General features: G+C 72.6%; 16 protein-coding genes. 6 read left to right on the forward strand and 10 right to left on the reverse strand.

Features of this window, described 5'->3' with window-relative positions:
• Positions 1–164 precede the first annotated feature (164 nt).
• Positions 165–1,244, forward strand: coding sequence for an ABC transporter ATP-binding protein (locus VGK78_RS10100; protein WP_331527494.1), 1,080 nt, complete (start codon positions 165–167; stop codon positions 1,242–1,244).
• Between the two features lie 143 nt (positions 1,245–1,387).
• On the opposite strand, the gene VGK78_RS10105 is transcribed toward VGK78_RS10100, so the two are convergent.
• The gene (locus tag VGK78_RS10105) at positions 1,388–2,362 is read right to left on the reverse strand and encodes an alpha/beta fold hydrolase (RefSeq protein WP_331527495.1); all 975 of its coding nucleotides are present in this window, start codon (positions 2,360–2,362) and stop codon (positions 1,388–1,390) included.
• A 42-nt stretch (positions 2,363–2,404) separates the two neighbouring features.
• On the opposite strand from VGK78_RS10105, the gene VGK78_RS10110 reads away from it, so the two are divergent.
• On the forward strand, positions 2,405–3,268 hold the full coding sequence (locus VGK78_RS10110; RefSeq protein WP_331527496.1) for an esterase/lipase family protein: 864 nt from the start codon (positions 2,405–2,407) through the stop codon (positions 3,266–3,268).
• A 94-nt stretch (positions 3,269–3,362) separates the two neighbouring features.
• On the opposite strand, the gene glpX is transcribed toward VGK78_RS10110, so the two are convergent.
• The 4 genes from glpX to VGK78_RS10130 are packed head-to-tail and all read right to left on the reverse strand — an operon-like array spanning position 3,363 to position 7,445.
• Positions 3,363–4,367, reverse strand: a complete 1,005-nt coding sequence (glpX, locus tag VGK78_RS10115) for a class II fructose-bisphosphatase (protein WP_331527497.1) — start codon at positions 4,365–4,367, stop codon at positions 3,363–3,365.
• 16 nt (positions 4,368–4,383) lie between these two features.
• Positions 4,384–5,361, reverse strand: coding sequence for an ABC transporter ATP-binding protein (locus tag VGK78_RS10120; protein ID WP_331527498.1), 978 nt, complete (start codon positions 5,359–5,361; stop codon positions 4,384–4,386).
• Between the two features lie 10 nt (positions 5,362–5,371).
• Positions 5,372–6,184 carry a molybdate ABC transporter permease subunit gene (gene modB, locus VGK78_RS10125; protein ID WP_331527499.1) on the reverse strand — a complete coding sequence of 271 codons (813 nt, stop codon included), beginning with the start codon at positions 6,182–6,184 and terminating at the stop codon, positions 5,372–5,374.
• Positions 6,185–6,206: 22 nt separating this feature from the next.
• Complete coding sequence (locus tag VGK78_RS10130; protein ID WP_331527500.1) at positions 6,207–7,445, reverse strand: SLC13 family permease; 1,239 nt, start codon at positions 7,443–7,445, stop codon at positions 6,207–6,209.
• A gap of 68 nt (positions 7,446–7,513) precedes the next feature.
• Between VGK78_RS10130 and VGK78_RS10135 the strand changes: the two genes are divergently transcribed.
• Complete coding sequence (locus tag VGK78_RS10135) at positions 7,514–8,149, forward strand: DUF4245 family protein (RefSeq protein WP_331527501.1); 636 nt, start codon at positions 7,514–7,516, stop codon at positions 8,147–8,149.
• A 24-nt stretch (positions 8,150–8,173) separates the two neighbouring features.
• Here VGK78_RS10135 and VGK78_RS10140 read toward each other — a convergent pair whose 3' ends face one another.
• Together VGK78_RS10140 and xseA are read right to left on the reverse strand one after the other, a co-directional pair.
• Positions 8,174–8,392 (reverse strand): exodeoxyribonuclease VII small subunit, encoded by a 219-nt coding sequence (locus VGK78_RS10140; RefSeq protein WP_331527502.1) that lies wholly within the window; start codon positions 8,390–8,392, stop codon positions 8,174–8,176.
• Positions 8,385–9,626 (reverse strand): exodeoxyribonuclease VII large subunit, encoded by a 1,242-nt coding sequence (gene xseA / locus VGK78_RS10145; RefSeq protein WP_331527503.1) that lies wholly within the window; start codon positions 9,624–9,626, stop codon positions 8,385–8,387. The genes VGK78_RS10140 and xseA overlap by 8 nt, the downstream gene beginning before the upstream one ends.
• Positions 9,627–9,707: 81 nt before the next feature.
• On the opposite strand from xseA, the gene VGK78_RS10150 reads away from it, so the two are divergent.
• Complete coding sequence (locus VGK78_RS10150; RefSeq protein ID WP_331527504.1) at positions 9,708–10,688, forward strand: 4-hydroxy-3-methylbut-2-enyl diphosphate reductase; 981 nt, start codon at positions 9,708–9,710, stop codon at positions 10,686–10,688.
• Between the two features lie 73 nt (positions 10,689–10,761).
• On the opposite strand, the gene VGK78_RS10155 is transcribed toward VGK78_RS10150, so the two are convergent.
• Positions 10,762–11,274: a GtrA family protein gene (locus VGK78_RS10155; protein WP_331527505.1), complete on the reverse strand. Its 513-nt coding sequence runs from the start codon at positions 11,272–11,274 to the stop codon at positions 10,762–10,764.
• 142 nt (positions 11,275–11,416) lie between these two features.
• On the opposite strand from VGK78_RS10155, the gene VGK78_RS10160 reads away from it, so the two are divergent.
• Complete coding sequence (locus VGK78_RS10160) at positions 11,417–12,040, forward strand: L-threonylcarbamoyladenylate synthase (RefSeq protein WP_331527506.1); 624 nt, start codon at positions 11,417–11,419, stop codon at positions 12,038–12,040.
• Positions 12,041–12,049: 9 nt separating this feature from the next.
• Here VGK78_RS10160 and VGK78_RS10165 read toward each other — a convergent pair whose 3' ends face one another.
• Positions 12,050–12,541 (reverse strand): DUF6542 domain-containing protein, encoded by a 492-nt coding sequence (locus VGK78_RS10165; protein WP_331527507.1) that lies wholly within the window; start codon positions 12,539–12,541, stop codon positions 12,050–12,052.
• Positions 12,538–13,659, reverse strand: a complete 1,122-nt coding sequence (locus tag VGK78_RS10170; protein ID WP_331527508.1) for a DNA recombination protein RmuC — start codon at positions 13,657–13,659, stop codon at positions 12,538–12,540. Before VGK78_RS10170 ends, VGK78_RS10165 begins: the two co-directional genes overlap by 4 nt.
• A 50-nt stretch (positions 13,660–13,709) precedes the next feature.
• Here VGK78_RS10170 and VGK78_RS10175 point away from each other — a divergent pair, with 50 nt between their 5' ends.
• Positions 13,710–14,369, forward strand: coding sequence for a hypothetical protein (locus VGK78_RS10175; protein WP_331527509.1), 660 nt, complete (start codon positions 13,710–13,712; stop codon positions 14,367–14,369).
• Positions 14,370–14,399 lie beyond the last annotated feature (30 nt).

Raw genomic sequence — 14,399 nt, forward strand, 5'->3', positions numbered from 1 at the left:
CTGTGCGTCCCGGGTTCCGCGTTCCCGGCGGCGAGGGCGGCGTCTCACGCACTGGATCGCGACCCGATGCATCCCCGTCGAGGCCCCGTGGGCACTAGGGTGACCGGCACCACTTCACAACGGATCGTCCGGCACGTACCTGCCGGTGGAGGGAGTACATCGTCATGGCCACAGTGACCTTCGAGAAGGCCCAGCGCTGGTATCCGGGGACCGACGCCCCAGCCGTGTCCGGCATGGATCTGGAGATCCAGGACGGCGAGTTCATGGTCCTGGTCGGGCCGTCGGGATGCGGGAAGTCCACGACCTTGCGGATGCTGGCGGGGTTGGAGGAGGTCGATGAAGGCCGAGTGCTGATCGGCGACCGCGACGTGACCCGGGTGCCGCCCAAGGACCGCGACATCGCGATGGTGTTCCAGAACTACGCGCTGTACCCGCACATGACGGTCGCCGAGAACATGGGCTTCGCGCTGAAGATGGGGAAGGTCTCGGCCGCGGAGCGCCGCCGCCGGGTCGAGGACGCGGCCAAGCTGCTCGGGCTGACCGACTACCTGGGCCGCAAGCCGAAGGCGCTCTCCGGCGGCCAGCGGCAGCGGGTGGCGATGGGTCGCGCGATCGTGCGCAACCCCCAGGTGTTCTGCATGGACGAGCCGTTGTCGAACCTGGACGCGAAGATGCGGGTGCAGACCCGGACCGACATCGCCCGGCTCCAGGCCGACCTGGGGGTGACCACGGTCTACGTCACCCACGACCAGATCGAGGCGATGACCATGGGCGACCGGGTGGCGGTGATGGAGGCCGGGGTGCTCCAGCAGGTCGACACCCCGCTCGGGTTGTACGACAAGCCGGCAAACCTGTTCGTGGCCGGGTTCATCGGCTCACCCCAGATGAACCTGATCGAGGCCAAGGCGGCCAACGGTGTCGCCAGCGTCGGAGGGTACGACGTACCGCTGAGCCCGGCGTCCGGGAGGAGCATCTCCGGCGAGGTCGTGATCGGCGTCCGGCCCGAGGCCTGGCGGGTGGTGGGTCCGGACGACGGCGGTCTGCCGGTCAAGGTGACCGTGGTCGAGGAGCTCGGGTCCGACGGCTACGTCTACGGCACCTCCGACGTGTCCGGGACTCCCGCCACGGTCGTCGTGCGGGTCCCTGCCCGTTCCTCGGCGGGCAAGGGCGAGGTGGTCCACGTGAACGCCGACCCCGCTCACGTCCATGTCTTCGACAAGGTCACCGGGCAGCGGCTGACGTAGGCGGGATGTTCGGCGGGATCCCCGGTGCGCCGGGGATCCCTGCGCCTCTCGACCGTTGCAACCCCCGAGAAGCGACGGGAGTTGCTCCGCCATGGGGCTGGAGTGACAGGAGGGACGCTCTGGTCGCCCTCGCGCCGGCTCCCTCAGCGCCGCCCGGATCGACGGGCGGTCCGGTCGATGGCGTCGACGAACATCGCGAACAGCTCGCGTGGCAGGTCGTGCCCCATGCCCTCGACCAGGATCAGCTCCGCTCCGGGGACGGCCGCAGCGGTCGACCGGCCGCCCGAGACGTGGACCATCCGGTCGGCGAGGCCGTGGATGACGAGCGTGGGGACGCGGACGTCGCCAAGGCGACGGGAACGGTCGGGCTGGGTCAGGATCGCCATCATCTGCCGGAGCGTCCCGCCCGGCGAGATGCCGCGGTCGTAGGTCTCGTTGGCCACCTCGCGGGTGTCCTCCTCGGGGCGCGGGAAGCCGGGTGACCCGATCAGCCGCCACATCGCCACGCTGTCCTCGGCGTACGCCTCCCGGCCGGGGCACAGCGGCCGCAGCAGGGCCGGGAACAGCCGCGGATGCTGCCAGCCGACGGTGCGCCGGCCGGTCGTGGACATGATGCTGGTCAGCGAGCGGACCCGCTCGGGCTCGTCGATCGCCATCGTCTGGGCGATCATCCCGCCCATCGACACGCCGACGACGTGGGCCTTCTCGATGCCGAGGTGGTCGAGCAGCGCGAACGAGTCGCGGGCCAGGTCGCCCATCGAGTACGGCGTTCGCACCGGGGCGCCGACGAAGGCCCGCACCAGCATGGACCGGGTCACCCGGCCGGCGACCTTGGTCGAGCGCCCGACGTCGCGGTTGTCGGGGGTGACCACGAAGTAGCCGCGGCGGGCGAGCATCGAGCACAGGTCCGGGTCCCACCAGGTCAGCGGGCTGCCGAGACCCATCAGCAGGAGGATCGGCTCGTCCGCGGGGTCGCCGTACGTCCGGTAGCACAGCTCGACCCCCGTCGACACGTGCGCGAACAGCTCCGACGACACCCCCACCGGCGCTGTCGCGACCGCCTCTTCGCCCTCGGACGGGGGCGGGGTCTCGGGCGTCGCGGATGCCGGGCCGGCCATGCCGCAAGTCAACCCCATGATCGCGACACGACGACGTTCGGGGTGATCGCCGGACGCCGGGTGCGCGACGCCGTACCGTCGGTGCTCGTGGCCACGTTCGCCGTCGCCGACTTCCTGCTCCCGGAGGGGTACGTCGCCCCCGGGCGCGCCGCCGTGCTGCGCGAGGCACGCGTGGTCACCGAGCTGGGTCGCCTGGCCTGGTCGCGGTGCGGCCCGAGGATCGGCGGCCGCGGTGCGCCGAGGGCCGCCCGGACCGAGCCCCGCGACCTCGACCCGGTCGTCCTGATCCCCGGGTTCCTGGCCGGCGACGCCACCCTGTCCGCGCTGGCCAAGGCCCTGCGCGAGCAGGGGCACCGCACCTACCGCTCGCGCATCCTCGCCAACGTCCGGTGCACGGCCCGCGCCACGGCCCTGCTGGAGTCCCGGCTCGAGGCCGTGGCGGCGCGTCGCGGTCGCCGGGTCACCCTGGTCGGGCACAGCCTCGGGGGCCTGCTCGCCCGGGGTCTCGCCGTACGCCGTCCCGACCTGGTCTCGGGGATCGTCACCCTCGGCAGCCCGATGCTCGCCCCCGGCGCCCACCACGTCGCGCTGACCCGGAGCCTGGAGGCGCTGGTGCGGTTGAGCCGGGTCGGCGTGCCGGGGCTGATGGCGCTCGAGTGCGTCGCCGGGGACTGTGCGCGGACCAGCTTCGACGAGAGCCGTCAGGCCCTCACGCCCGACGTCTCCTTCACCGCCGTCTACTCGCGGCGCGACGGCATCGTCGACTGGCGGGCGTGCATCGACCCGCTCGCCACCGCCGTCGAGGTGCGCTCGTCGCACCTGGGCATGGTGGTCGACCCGGCGGTGATCCGGGCGGTGGTTGATGCGGTGGGCGGGCGGTCGGTGGTGGACGGTTCATCACGCTGAGCAGGTGAACCGGCGCTGGGCCAGTGGAGTTCCGCTGGCCAAGGACGGGTTCGACCACCCAGCGTGATGAACCGTCCACGCCCAGCCGCGACCCTCAGAGCTGGTGGAGCTTCTCGAACTGGTGCTCGCTGGAGATCAGCCGCACCGTGCCGCTCCGGGAGCGCATCACCAGCGACTGGGACGTGGCCCCGTGGGCGCGGAAGTGGACGCCCTGCATGAGCTCGCCGTCGGTGATCCCGCTGGCCACGAAGAAGCAGTCGTCGCCGGTGACCAGGTCGTCGGTCGAGAGGAAGTGGTCGGGGTCGAGGTCGTGACCCGCGTCGATGGCCCGCTGGCGCTCGTCGTCGTCCTTCGGCCAGAGCCGGCCCTGGATGACGCCGCCGACGCACTTCATCGCACAGGCGGCGATGATGCCCTCCGGCGTACCGCCGACGCCCAGCAGCATGTCGATGCCGGTGTTGGGGCGCGCCGCCATGATCGCGCCGGCCACGTCGCCGTCGACGATGAACTTGATCCGGGCCCCGGTCGCGCGCACTTCGTCGGCCAGCTTCTCGTGCCGGGGGCGGTCGAGCATGACCACGGTGACGTCCTCGGGCCGGGATCCCTTGGACTTGGCGACCGCGTGGACGTTCTCGGCGACCGACGCGCGGATGTCCACGACTCCGGCAGCCTCGGGACCGGTGACCAGCTTCTCCATGTAGAATACGGCGGAGGGGTCGTACATCGATCCGCGAGGGGCCACCGCCATCACGGAGACGGCGTTGTTCATGCCCTTGGCGGTGAGCGTGGTGCCGTCGATCGGGTCGACGGCGACGTCGCACTCCGCGCCAGTGCCGTCGCCGACCTCCTCGCCGTTGAACAGCATCGGGGCGTTGTCCTTCTCACCCTCCCCGATCACGACGACCCCGCGCATCTGGACGGTCGAGATCATCTTCCGCATCGCATCGACGGCGACGCCGTCGGCGCCGTCCTTGTCGCCGCGGCCCACCCAGCGCGCGGCGGCCAGGGCCGCGGCCTCGGTGACCCGGACGAGCTCGAGCGCCAGGTTGCGGTCCGGCGAGTCGGGCGCGGGCTCCAGGCTCTCCGATGTGACCGTCATGCCCGGAGTTTATCGGTCAGGACCGGGATCCCGGCTCGGCGGCGTAGCTGCGCACGGCCGTCTCCTTCACCGACAGCCACACCGCCCGGCCCGGCGCCAGCTCCAGCTCGGCGACCGCGGCCTGGGTCACGTCGGCCAGCAGCTCGTGCTCGCCGGACACCAGCAGGCGTACGGCGTCGCCGTGCGGGGCCAGGCTGGTCACGGTCCCGGGCCAGCGGTGCCGGGCCGATCCGGTCGGCTCGGCCGGAGAGACCGTTACCTCGCTCGGGCTGAAGGAGAGGAAGCGGTCGCCTTCGGCCAGCACGTTCAGGCCGACCAGTCGCGCGACGTGGCGCGTGAGCGGAGAGGCGGCCACCTCGCGGGGCGGACCGACCTGCACGAGCTTCCCGTCGTCGAGCACCCACACCACGTCTGCGAGGGTCAGCGCGTCGATCGCGTCGTGGGTGACCAGCAGCGTGACGCCGTCGTACGACGCGAGGTGGCGTGCCAGCTCGACCCGGAGGCTCGATGCGACGCCGACGTCGAGTGCGGAGAACGGCTCGTCGAGCAGGAGCAGCCGCGGCTCGGTGGCCAGCGCACGCGCGATCGAGACGCGCTGCGCCTGGCCGCCCGAGAGCTGCCGGGGCTTGCGCCGGGCGAGGTCGCCCACCCCGAAGCGGTCGAGCCAGTCCTGGGCGGTCCGCCGCGCCGCGCCGCGCGAGACGCCGGCGGTCCGCGGCCCGAACGCGACGTTCTCGATCGCGGTCAGGTGGGGGAAGAGCAGCTGGTCCTGGAACGCCATGCCGACCGGGCGCTCCCGCACCGGCAGCGACGCCCAGGAGGTGCCGTCGACACGCAGCTCGCCCACCGCCGGCACCAGGCCGGCGACGGCTCGGAGCAACGTCGACTTCCCGGCGCCGTTGGGCCCGATCACCGCGACGACCTGACCGCGACCGGCCACGGCGGTCGCCTGCACCCGGCCCGGGACGGTGAGGCTGAGCTCGAGCGCGCTCATCGGGTGGCGCTCACGGTCGGGTCAGCCAGCGGTTGCGGAGCAGGGCGAGCACGAGGATCGAGACGGCGAGCAGGACCATGCTGACCGTGCGGGCGACGAGCGGGTCGGACTGCAACAGGGTGTAGATGAGCGACGGCATCGTCTGGGTGGTGCCGGGGAAGTTGCCGGCGAAGGTGATCGTGGCCCCGAACTCCCCGAGGGAGCGGGCCCAGGCCAGGGCGGCGCCGGCGAGGACGCCGGGCAGGGCGAGCGGCAGCGTGACCCGCCGGAACGTCGTCCACCGGTCGGCCCCGAGGCTGGCCGCGACCGCGTCGTACTCCTCGCCCGCGGAGCGGAGCGCGCCCTCGACGGCGAGCACGTAGAACGGCAGCGACACGAACGTGTGGGCGATCACCACGGCCGGCGTCGTGTACGGGATGGTGAGGCCGAACCAGTCGTGGAGCGGCCTGCCGATGGAGCCGTTGACACCGAGCGCGGTGACCAGGGCGACCCCGGCGACGACGGGAGGCAGCACGAGCGGGACCGTCACGGCCGCGCGCACGAGCGAGCGGCCGGGGAAGGCGACCCGCGCGAGCACCCAGGCCAGCGGCGTGCCGAGCAGGAGGCAGAAGAAGACGGTCAGCACGGACGCGAGCACCGTCAGCCAGAGCGCGTCGCGGACGGCGCTGGTCGCGAGCTGTGCGCCGAACCGGTCCCACGGCGTATCGGCCACGAGCGTCACGAGCGGGACGACCAGGACCAGCGCCGCGATGGCACCGGGAACGAGGAGCACGACCGGCGGCCGGCCGAGGCGCGGTTGTCCCGACCTGGTCACCGACGTCACCCCGGCATTCTGGCCCACGGGGTCAGGACACCGCCCAGAGCACGACGACCGCCGCCACCAGGGACACCGGGGTCAGGGTGAGCGAGACGCGGTGGAAGGCCGACGTCGTCGGGCGTACGCCGCGGCGGCGCAGCGTCCGCCGCCAGAGCAGGTTGGCGAGGGATCCGGTCCAGGTCAGCCCGGAGCCGACATTGAGCCCGAGCAGGGCGGCGAGGACAGCCGTGGTGCCGAACGGGGCGACGACCGGGACGAGGAGGAGCGTCGCCGACAGGTTCGTGAGCAGGTTGGCGAGCACGGTCGCCAGCACGGCGATCGCCAGCAACGCACCCAGCCCGGTCGACGTCGGGGCGATGTCGCGGACGGCGTCGCCGAGGAAGCCCTCCGCCAGTCCCGCCACCACCACGCCGAGGGCGAGGACCCAGACGGCGAAGCCGGGGTGGGCGGCGTGCACCAGATGGATCGGCCGGGCCAGTCCGCGAGGGACCGCCCAGACGGCGAGCACGACCGCTGCGACCAGCGAGACCCACCACGGGTCGCCGCCGAACGGGGAGACGATCGCGAACCCGGCCAGCATCAGCACCACGACCGTCACCGGGAACGCCGGGACGGGCGCGGGTCTGACGACCTCGGCCACCGGGGTCGTGGCGGCCAGCCGGTCGCGGAACAGCAGGCGCAGCCCGACGTACTCGACCACCAGCACGACCGCGAGCACCGGCGCCATCCGGCCCGCGAAGCCGAGGAAGGTCAGGTGGAGGTGGGGGAGCGCGAGGAGGTTGGTGAGGTTGGAGACCGGCAGCAGAAGAGAGGCGGAGTTCGCCATCCGCAGGCAGGCGTAGGTGCCGGGCCCGGCCGGAGCCGAGCGGACCACGGCGGCTGCCAGGACCACAGGCGTCAGCAGCACCACGGTGGCGTCGAGGCTGAGGGTCGCGGTCACCACGGCCGCCAGCAGGAACACGCCGGTGAACAGCCGCACCGCCGAGCCACGGCTCCACCCGCTGACGTGCTGGGCGGCCGCCGCGAACAACCCGGCCCGGGCGCAGACGTCCGCGACGACCAGGATCGTGACCAGGAACGCGACCACCGGTGCCAGGTGGTCGATCGCGCCGCGCGCCTCGTCGAACGTCAGCAGCCCGGTCGCCAGCGTGGCTGCGGCGCAGACCGCCCCGACCGCCACCTCGACCCTGCCGCGGGGGTGGCCGAACGCCACCACGAGCATCCCGACGAGTGCCGCCACCACGATGACGTCTGACACTGGCGGCACGCGTGGACCCTAGTCGTGGCGTCCCAGGCGATGCCGCGCCGCGCCCGGTCGCCTGTGAGGATGGGAACGTGGTCTCGACGAGCTCGCCCGACGGTCCCGGCGCGGCCGACGCGCCGGGCTCGACCGACGGGCCGGCGGGCGGCGGTCCCTCGCGGGGCGCCGGCCGGTACCAGCGCTCGACGTCGGGCATGGTCGGCGCCCTGATCGTGACCCTGCTGGTGATCCTCGCGTTCGTCGGGTTCCGGGCCCTGAACCGTTCCGATCTCGACGTGAAGCCGGAGCGGGTCGACTACCTGGCACAGGTGGGGTACGCGCAGCAGGCCGGATCCGAGGTCGTCTACCCGGCGCGGCTGCCCCGGGGCTGGTACGCCACGCACATCACCGTGTCGCCGGGGGAGCCACCCGAGCTCACGCTGTCGATGCTCACCGGCGACGGAGGGTACGTCGGCTTCGTCGAGTCGGAGGAGTCGGTGCCGGAGGTCCTCTCGACCTACGTCGACCCGCATCCGCAGGCAGGCCCGCCGGCGACCGTCGACGGGTCGGTCGTCTCGCGCTGGGCCACCTGGACCGACAGCGGAGGCGACACCGCGCTGGTCGCCCAGCGCGGTCACGGCGCGTCGCGGGCGTCGCTCCTGGTGTTCGGCACCGTGTCGCGGGCTCAGCTCGAGCAGCTGGCCGGCACCCTCACCACCCGTCGCCGCTGAACCCGACGGGGAGCCGAGCGGAGCTCACCCGTTCTCGGCGTCGATGGCGGCGTCGAGCCGGCGCCGCGCGCCGTCGAGCCACTCCTGGCAGATGGTCGCGAGCTTCTCGCCGCGCTCCCACAACGCCAGGCTCTCCTCGAGCGTGGTGCCACCCGCCTCGAGGGCGCGGACGACCTCGATCAGCTCGGCGCGTGCCTGCTCGTAGCCCGGCCGGTCGTCCTGCGCGGCCTCCTGGTCAGCCATGGCTCTCCTCGATCGCGTCCGCCTCCACGCCGGTCGTGGACGCGGCAATCCTGCCGTCCGCCACCCGGATGCTCAGAGACATCCCGTCCGTCACGTCGCCGACGGACGTGACCACCCCGCCCTCGGCGCGCTGGACCACGGCGTACCCGCGCTCGAGCGTCGCGAGCGGGGAGAGGGCCTGCGCTCGGGCGCGCTGGTGGCGGACGTCGTCGTGCGCCCGGGCGAGCAGGTGGTCGAAGACACGGCGGCCGCGGTCGCGCAGGTCGCAGATCTCGACCGACCGGGCCTCGAGCAGGTTGCGTGGATCGGCCAGGGCGGGACGCGCGCGCAGGTCGGCGAGCGCCCGGGACTCGCGGTCGACCAGCTGCCGGATCAGGGTGCGTCCACGGTCGCGGGCCCAGGTCACGCCCTTCATCTCCTCGACCTTGTCGGGCACCAGGTGCTTGGCCGCGTCGGTCGGGGTCGAGGCCCGGACGTCGGCGACCAGGTCGAGCAGGGGGGTGTCCGGCTCGTGCCCGATCGCGGAGACGACCGGGGTCCGGGTGCCGGCCACCGCCCGGATCAGCGCCTCGTCGCTGAAGGGCAGCAGATCCTCAACAGAGCCCCCGCCGCGGGCGACCACGATCACGTCGACGTGCTCGGACCGGTCGAGGCGCTCGAGCGCGTCGATCACCTCCGTGGCGGCTCGGGTGCCCTGCATCGCGGCGTACGCCGTCTCGAAGGACACGCCCGGCCAGCGGCGGCGCGCGTTGTCGACGACGTCGCGCTCGGCCGCGGAGCCCGGCGCGGTGACCAGCCCCACGCAGCGTGGCAGGAAGGGGAGCGACTTCTTCAGGGTGCTCTCGAAGAGGCCCTCGGCGGCGAGCAGCTGCCGGCGGCGCTCGAGTCGGGCCAGCAGCTCCCCGAGACCGACCATCCGGATCTCGCGCGCGACCAGCGAGAGGGAGCCGCGGTTGGCGTAGTAGTCGGGCTTGGCGTGGATCACCACGCTGGCGCCCTCGACCAGCGGCGGGTTGAGGCTGTCGAACAGCGTGCGGGCGCAGGTCACCGGGACCGAGATGTCGGCGGCCGAGTCGCGCATCGTCATGAAGACGGTGCCGACCCCGGGCCGGCGGCTGATCTGGGTCATCTGGCCCTCGACCCACACCGCGCCCAGCCGCCCGACCCACTGCGAGATGGCCAAGGCGATCTGGCGCACCGGCGCGGGTGCCGACGGCGAGGTCTCCAGAGCCATGCCCGCGACCCTAGGCCAGCCCGCCCCCACCGGTCCTCGCCGACTCGGGGTATCGCGGTCACCCTCCGTAGACTCGGGCCCATGAGTGTGCACCTGGGCATGCCGACGACCGGCGGCGTACGACTGGCCGCTCCGCGCGGCTACTGCGCCGGTGTCGACCGCGCGGTGATCACCGTCGAGAAGTCACTGGAGCTGTACGGCGCACCCGTCTACGTCCGCAAGCAGATCGTGCACAACAAGCACGTGGTCTCCGACCTCGAGTCGCGGGGAGCGGTGTTCGTCGAGGAGCTCGACGAGGTGCCCGAGGGCGCGACCGTGGTCTTCTCCGCCCACGGCGTCTCGCCGCAGGTGCACGAGCAGGCGAAGGCGCGCAACCTGAAGACCATCGACGCGACCTGCCCGCTGGTCACCAAGGTCCACCACGAGGCCCGGCGGTTCGCCGGCGACGACTACGACATCCTGCTGATCGGGCACGCCGGCCACGAGGAGGTCGAGGGCACGTCGGGCGAGGCGCCCGGGCACATCCAGCTCGTGCAGGGGCCGCAGGACGTCGACAAGATCCAGGTGCGCGACCCCGCGAAGGTGGCCTGGCTCTCCCAGACCACGCTGTCGGTCGACGAGACCCTGGAGACCGTCGAGGCGATCCGCCGGCGCTTCCCCCAGCTGCTCGACCCGCCCAGCGACGACATCTGCTACGCCACGCAGAACCGCCAGCTCGCCGTCAAGGAGATCGCCCACGACGCCGACCTGGTGATCGTGGTCGGGTCGGCGAACTCCTCGAACTCCGTCCGTCTCGCCGAGGTGGCCCTCGAGGCCGGCGCCCGGTCAGCCCATCGGGTCGACGACGCCTCCGAGATCGACGACGCCTGGCTCGAGGGCGTCGAGAAGGTCAGCGTCACCTCCGGCGCGAGCGTCCCCGAGGCGCTGGTCGAGGGCGTGCTGCGCCACCTCTCCGAGCGCGGCTACCCGGACGCCGAGGCCGTGCACAGCGCCGAGGAGTCGCTCATCTTCGCGCTGCCTCCGGAGCTACGACGAGACCTGCGGGCCGCGGCGTCGGCGTGACGGCGGGCGGTCGAGGTCGTCGAGACCGCGGGGTAGCCGCCCCAGGCACCGTCACCGGATTTCGACGCGCCGGTCACGGCCTCGCGAGCTCGGCCGTGGGGTGCGGTTCCTGAGGAGCCGAGGCACGAGGCGTCTCGAAGGGCAATCTTCCCTCACGACGCAGTCCGCTCGTTCCTCGCGGCCTGCTGCTCGGTCGCCACACGACGTACCGGTAGAGCAGGAAGTTCCCCACCACGCTGCCTCCGAGCGCGACCACCTTGGCCGGCATCAGCGGTGCCGAGGCCACGTCGTACGCCGCGTGGATCAGCAGCGGCTGGAGCAGCCACATCGTGAAGGCGTTCGTGGCGAGGAACAGCACGGCCTGTCGCGCCGTCACCCGGGTGGCGCCGAACGTGTGCCGGCCGTTGGCCAGGAAGCTGAACGCCATTCCGGCCGAGGTCGAGAGGAAGTTCGCGGCCAGGATCCCCAGCGGCGCGTGCAGGACCCAGAACAGCACGACGTCGATGGTCGTGTTGGCCACGCCGACCGTCGCGAAGCGCACGACGGTGCTGGGCAGCACGCGTCGGAGGGCTTGCGATCCGGTCATGTCGTCGAGGGTGACACGGGCGGTCCGACGGCGTGGCCGGAACGCGGAAAGTGCGGGCCGTCTCATCCCGGCTGTGTACGCCGGGAACCTGCGCAGCGGCTTCACCAGACCTGTGCCCGCGCTGCGAACCTAGACTGCGACCGTGGCGAGGTACCTCGACGTCCACCCGGACAACCCCCAGCCGCGGGTGATCGCCCAGGTCGCCGACGCGGTGCGCGAGGACGCCCTGATCGCCTACCCGACCGACTCCGGCTACGCGCTCGGCGCCCGGCTGGGCAACCGGGACGGCCGAGACCGCATCCTGGCGATCCGGCAGCTCGACGAGAAGCACCACTTCACCCTGATGTGCGCCGACTTCGCCCAGCTCGGCCAGTTCGTGCAGATCTCGAACAACGCCTTCCGGGCGATCCGCGCCTCCACGCCCGGCCCGTACACCTTCATCCTCCCGGCCACCGCCGAGGTGCCGCGCCGGCTGATGCACCCGCGGAAGCGCACCGTGGGGGTCCGCATCCCCGACCACGCGCTGTGCCAGGCACTGTTGTCGGAGCTCGGCGAGCCGATCCTCAGCAGCTCCCTGATCCTGCCCGGGGAGACGGAGCCGCGTGCGCTCGGCTGGGAGATCAAGGAGGAGCTCGACCACGTCCTCGACATCGTGGTCGAGGCGGGCGAGACGATCGCCGAGCCGACGACGGTCGTGGACTGGTCGGACGGCTATCCGGAGGTGGTACGCCGCGGCGCCGGCGACCCGACCAGGTTCGAGGAGTGAGGCATCCGCTCAGCGCCGGTGGCGCTGACGCAGGACCAGGGTCACCAGGCACACGGCGTACCCGATGAAGAGGGCGAGGCTGTGCCGGGCGAGCCCGGTGATCACCGCCTGCACGACGCTGTCGTGGCGGTCGGCGATCACCTGGGCGCCGTTCAACGCGACGAGCAGCATGGTGCCGCACATCAGCATCGGTGGCAGGACCCCGACGGTGAAGAAGTCGCGAGGCCGGACCTTCAGGGCCGCGGCCAGACAGATCGCGACGAAGCAGACGTCGAAGAACAGCCCCAGGTGGCTCCGGGCCCAGATCTCCGCCGTGGCGGCGGTCAGGGTGAGCGCGCTGGTCAGCGCGACGACCTCACCACCGCTTGTGGCGCCCTCGCGCCAGGCCCAGGCCGCGGGAGGATGCCCGGGCTCGCGAGATGAGGGACTGCCGCGGTCCGGGCGCGCTCGCACGTCGCTCACCGTGCGTGCCCGGTGAGCGCGCGCCGCCCGCGTGGTCACGGCCCCACCGTATGCTCGCGCGCCTCCTCGTCACCGGCGGCACGCCGAGGCAGCGCGTGCACCGAGCCGAGCCCTCGCACGGCGGTCTCGACCCGGCGTACGTCGGCCAACCGGTCGTCGGTGGCGTCGAGCTCCTCGAACCGCCGGGCCGTCACCAGCACCCTCGACTCCCAGGACCCGATCGACTGGTTGTACGCCGTGACAGCGGCGTCGAGGGAGCGGCCGAGCTTGCCGAGGTGGCCGCTCATCGTGGCGATGCGCTCGTGCAGCTCGCGCCCCACCCGGTGGATCTCGCGGGCCTGGTCGGCCAGCGACTCGTGCCGCCAGCCGTGCGCGACCGTGCGCAGCAGGGCGATCAGGGTGGTCGGGCTCGCGAGCACGACCCCACGGTCGGCGGCGTGCTCGATCAGCGAGCCGTCGGCCTCGAGCGCCGCCGACAGGAACGACTCCGCAGGCAGGAACAGCACCACGAACTCCGGCGTCTCGGGCAGCGACCGCCAGTAGCGCTTGGACCCCAGCAGCTCGATGTGGGCTCGCAGCTGCCGCGCGTGCCGCGCCAGATGGCCGTCGCGCTCGTCGGGGTCCTCGGCGGCCGTGGCGTCGAGGAACGCGTCGAGCGGCACCTTGGCGTCGACGACCACGGAGCGCTCGCCGGCCAGCCGGACGACGAGGTCGGGACGCACCGACCGGTCATGGCCGTCGTGCAGGTGGACCTGCTCGAGGAAGTCGCACCGGTCGACCAGCCCGGCGACCTCGACGGCCCGGCGCAGGTGGAGCTCGCCCCACCGGCCGCGCACCTGCGGCCGGCGCAACGCCGTTGACAGTGTCTGGGTCTCACGACGCAGGCCGTCGGTGGTCTGCCGCATGTCGAGCACCTGCTGGTGGAGCTGGCCCTGCCACGTCGCCCGGGCGTGTTCGAGGTCGTGCAGCTGGTCGCTGAGCCGGTCGAGGCCCTGCATCACCTCGGCGTGCGGGAGGGCCCGGTCGACCATCGCCTGGCCCTGGCCGGCGACGTACGCCGGTCGGGAACGCGCCCAGAGCAGGCCGACCACGCACCCCAGCGCCAGCCCGACCGCCAGGCCGACCGCGAGGAGCAGAAGGAGCGACATCACGTTCATGACCGCGAGGGTGCCAGGGACCACCGACAACAGTGGCTAGCGTGAGCCCCATGAGTCGCAGCAGGCACAGGTGGGTGGCCGTCGTCGGGTCGGTGGCGGCGTGCGCCCTGCTGTCCGGGTGCTTCGGCTCGGGAGGCTCGGAGCCGACGGCCGGTCATCGGACGGGACACCACCGGGTGCAGGAGTCCAGCGCGCCCCCCGAGTCGCCTCCGACCTCGAGCTCGACCACGCCGTCGACATCACCCACCGGCCCGCTGAGCTTCAGTCCGAGGTCCGGCGGCAAGCACCTCGACGACTGCCAGACGCTGCAGCCCGGGGACGACCCGGCGGAGTTCCTCTACTACCCGGTGGTGATCAAGGCGTCGTCCTCGGTGACGCTCGACACCGTCGCGACCGAGCACACGCAAGGCGTGGTCGACGCCGGAGCCTGGATCGCACCGACGGGTCCGACCCCGGAGACCGGCACCTTCAAGGGCTGGCCGCCGCCGAAGATCGTGACCGGCGACAGCAACCTGCAGTGGAGCCAGCGGAGCGCGGCGAAGGGCTTCACGCTCGCGGCCGGTCCGACGTACAACGTGTTCCTGCGTCTCCAGGTCGATCCGACCCCGGGCGACTCGAAGGTGGAGGCCATCGACTTCACCTACCACGACGCGAGTGGTTCGCAGACGGTCACGTGGAAGGCGACCACGACCTTCTCCATGTCGTGCTGAGCGGTACGTCGTAGCCACCTGGCCCGGACG

The organism is Nocardioides sp. (assembly GCF_036503465.1).
GTDB lineage: Bacteria > Actinomycetota > Actinomycetes > Propionibacteriales > Nocardioidaceae > Nocardioides.

What these genes read in the sequence shown, in the direction of transcription:
- VGK78_RS10100 (WP_331527494.1), top strand. Translation starts at nt 165, where the DNA reads ATGGCCACAGTGACCTTCGAGAAGGCCCAGCGCTGGTATCCGGGGACC.
- VGK78_RS10105 (WP_331527495.1), bottom strand. Translation starts at nt 2,362, where the DNA reads ATGGCCGGCCCGGCATCCGCGACGCCCGAGACCCCGCCCCCGTCCGAG.
- glpX (WP_331527497.1), bottom strand. Translation starts at nt 4,367, where the DNA reads ATGACGGTCACATCGGAGAGCCTGGAGCCCGCGCCCGACTCGCCGGAC.
- VGK78_RS10120 (WP_331527498.1), bottom strand. Translation starts at nt 5,361, where the DNA reads ATGAGCGCGCTCGAGCTCAGCCTCACCGTCCCGGGCCGGGTGCAGGCG.
- VGK78_RS10140 (WP_331527502.1), bottom strand. Translation starts at nt 8,392, where the DNA reads ATGGCTGACCAGGAGGCCGCGCAGGACGACCGGCCGGGCTACGAGCAG.
- xseA (WP_331527503.1), bottom strand. Translation starts at nt 9,626, where the DNA reads ATGGCTCTGGAGACCTCGCCGTCGGCACCCGCGCCGGTGCGCCAGATC.
- VGK78_RS10150 (WP_331527504.1), top strand. Translation starts at nt 9,708, where the DNA reads ATGAGTGTGCACCTGGGCATGCCGACGACCGGCGGCGTACGACTGGCC.
- VGK78_RS10155 (WP_331527505.1), bottom strand. Translation starts at nt 11,274, where the DNA reads ATGACCGGATCGCAAGCCCTCCGACGCGTGCTGCCCAGCACCGTCGTG.
- VGK78_RS10170 (WP_331527508.1), bottom strand. Translation starts at nt 13,659, where the DNA reads ATGAACGTGATGTCGCTCCTTCTGCTCCTCGCGGTCGGCCTGGCGGTC.
- VGK78_RS10175 (WP_331527509.1), top strand. Translation starts at nt 13,710, where the DNA reads ATGAGTCGCAGCAGGCACAGGTGGGTGGCCGTCGTCGGGTCGGTGGCG.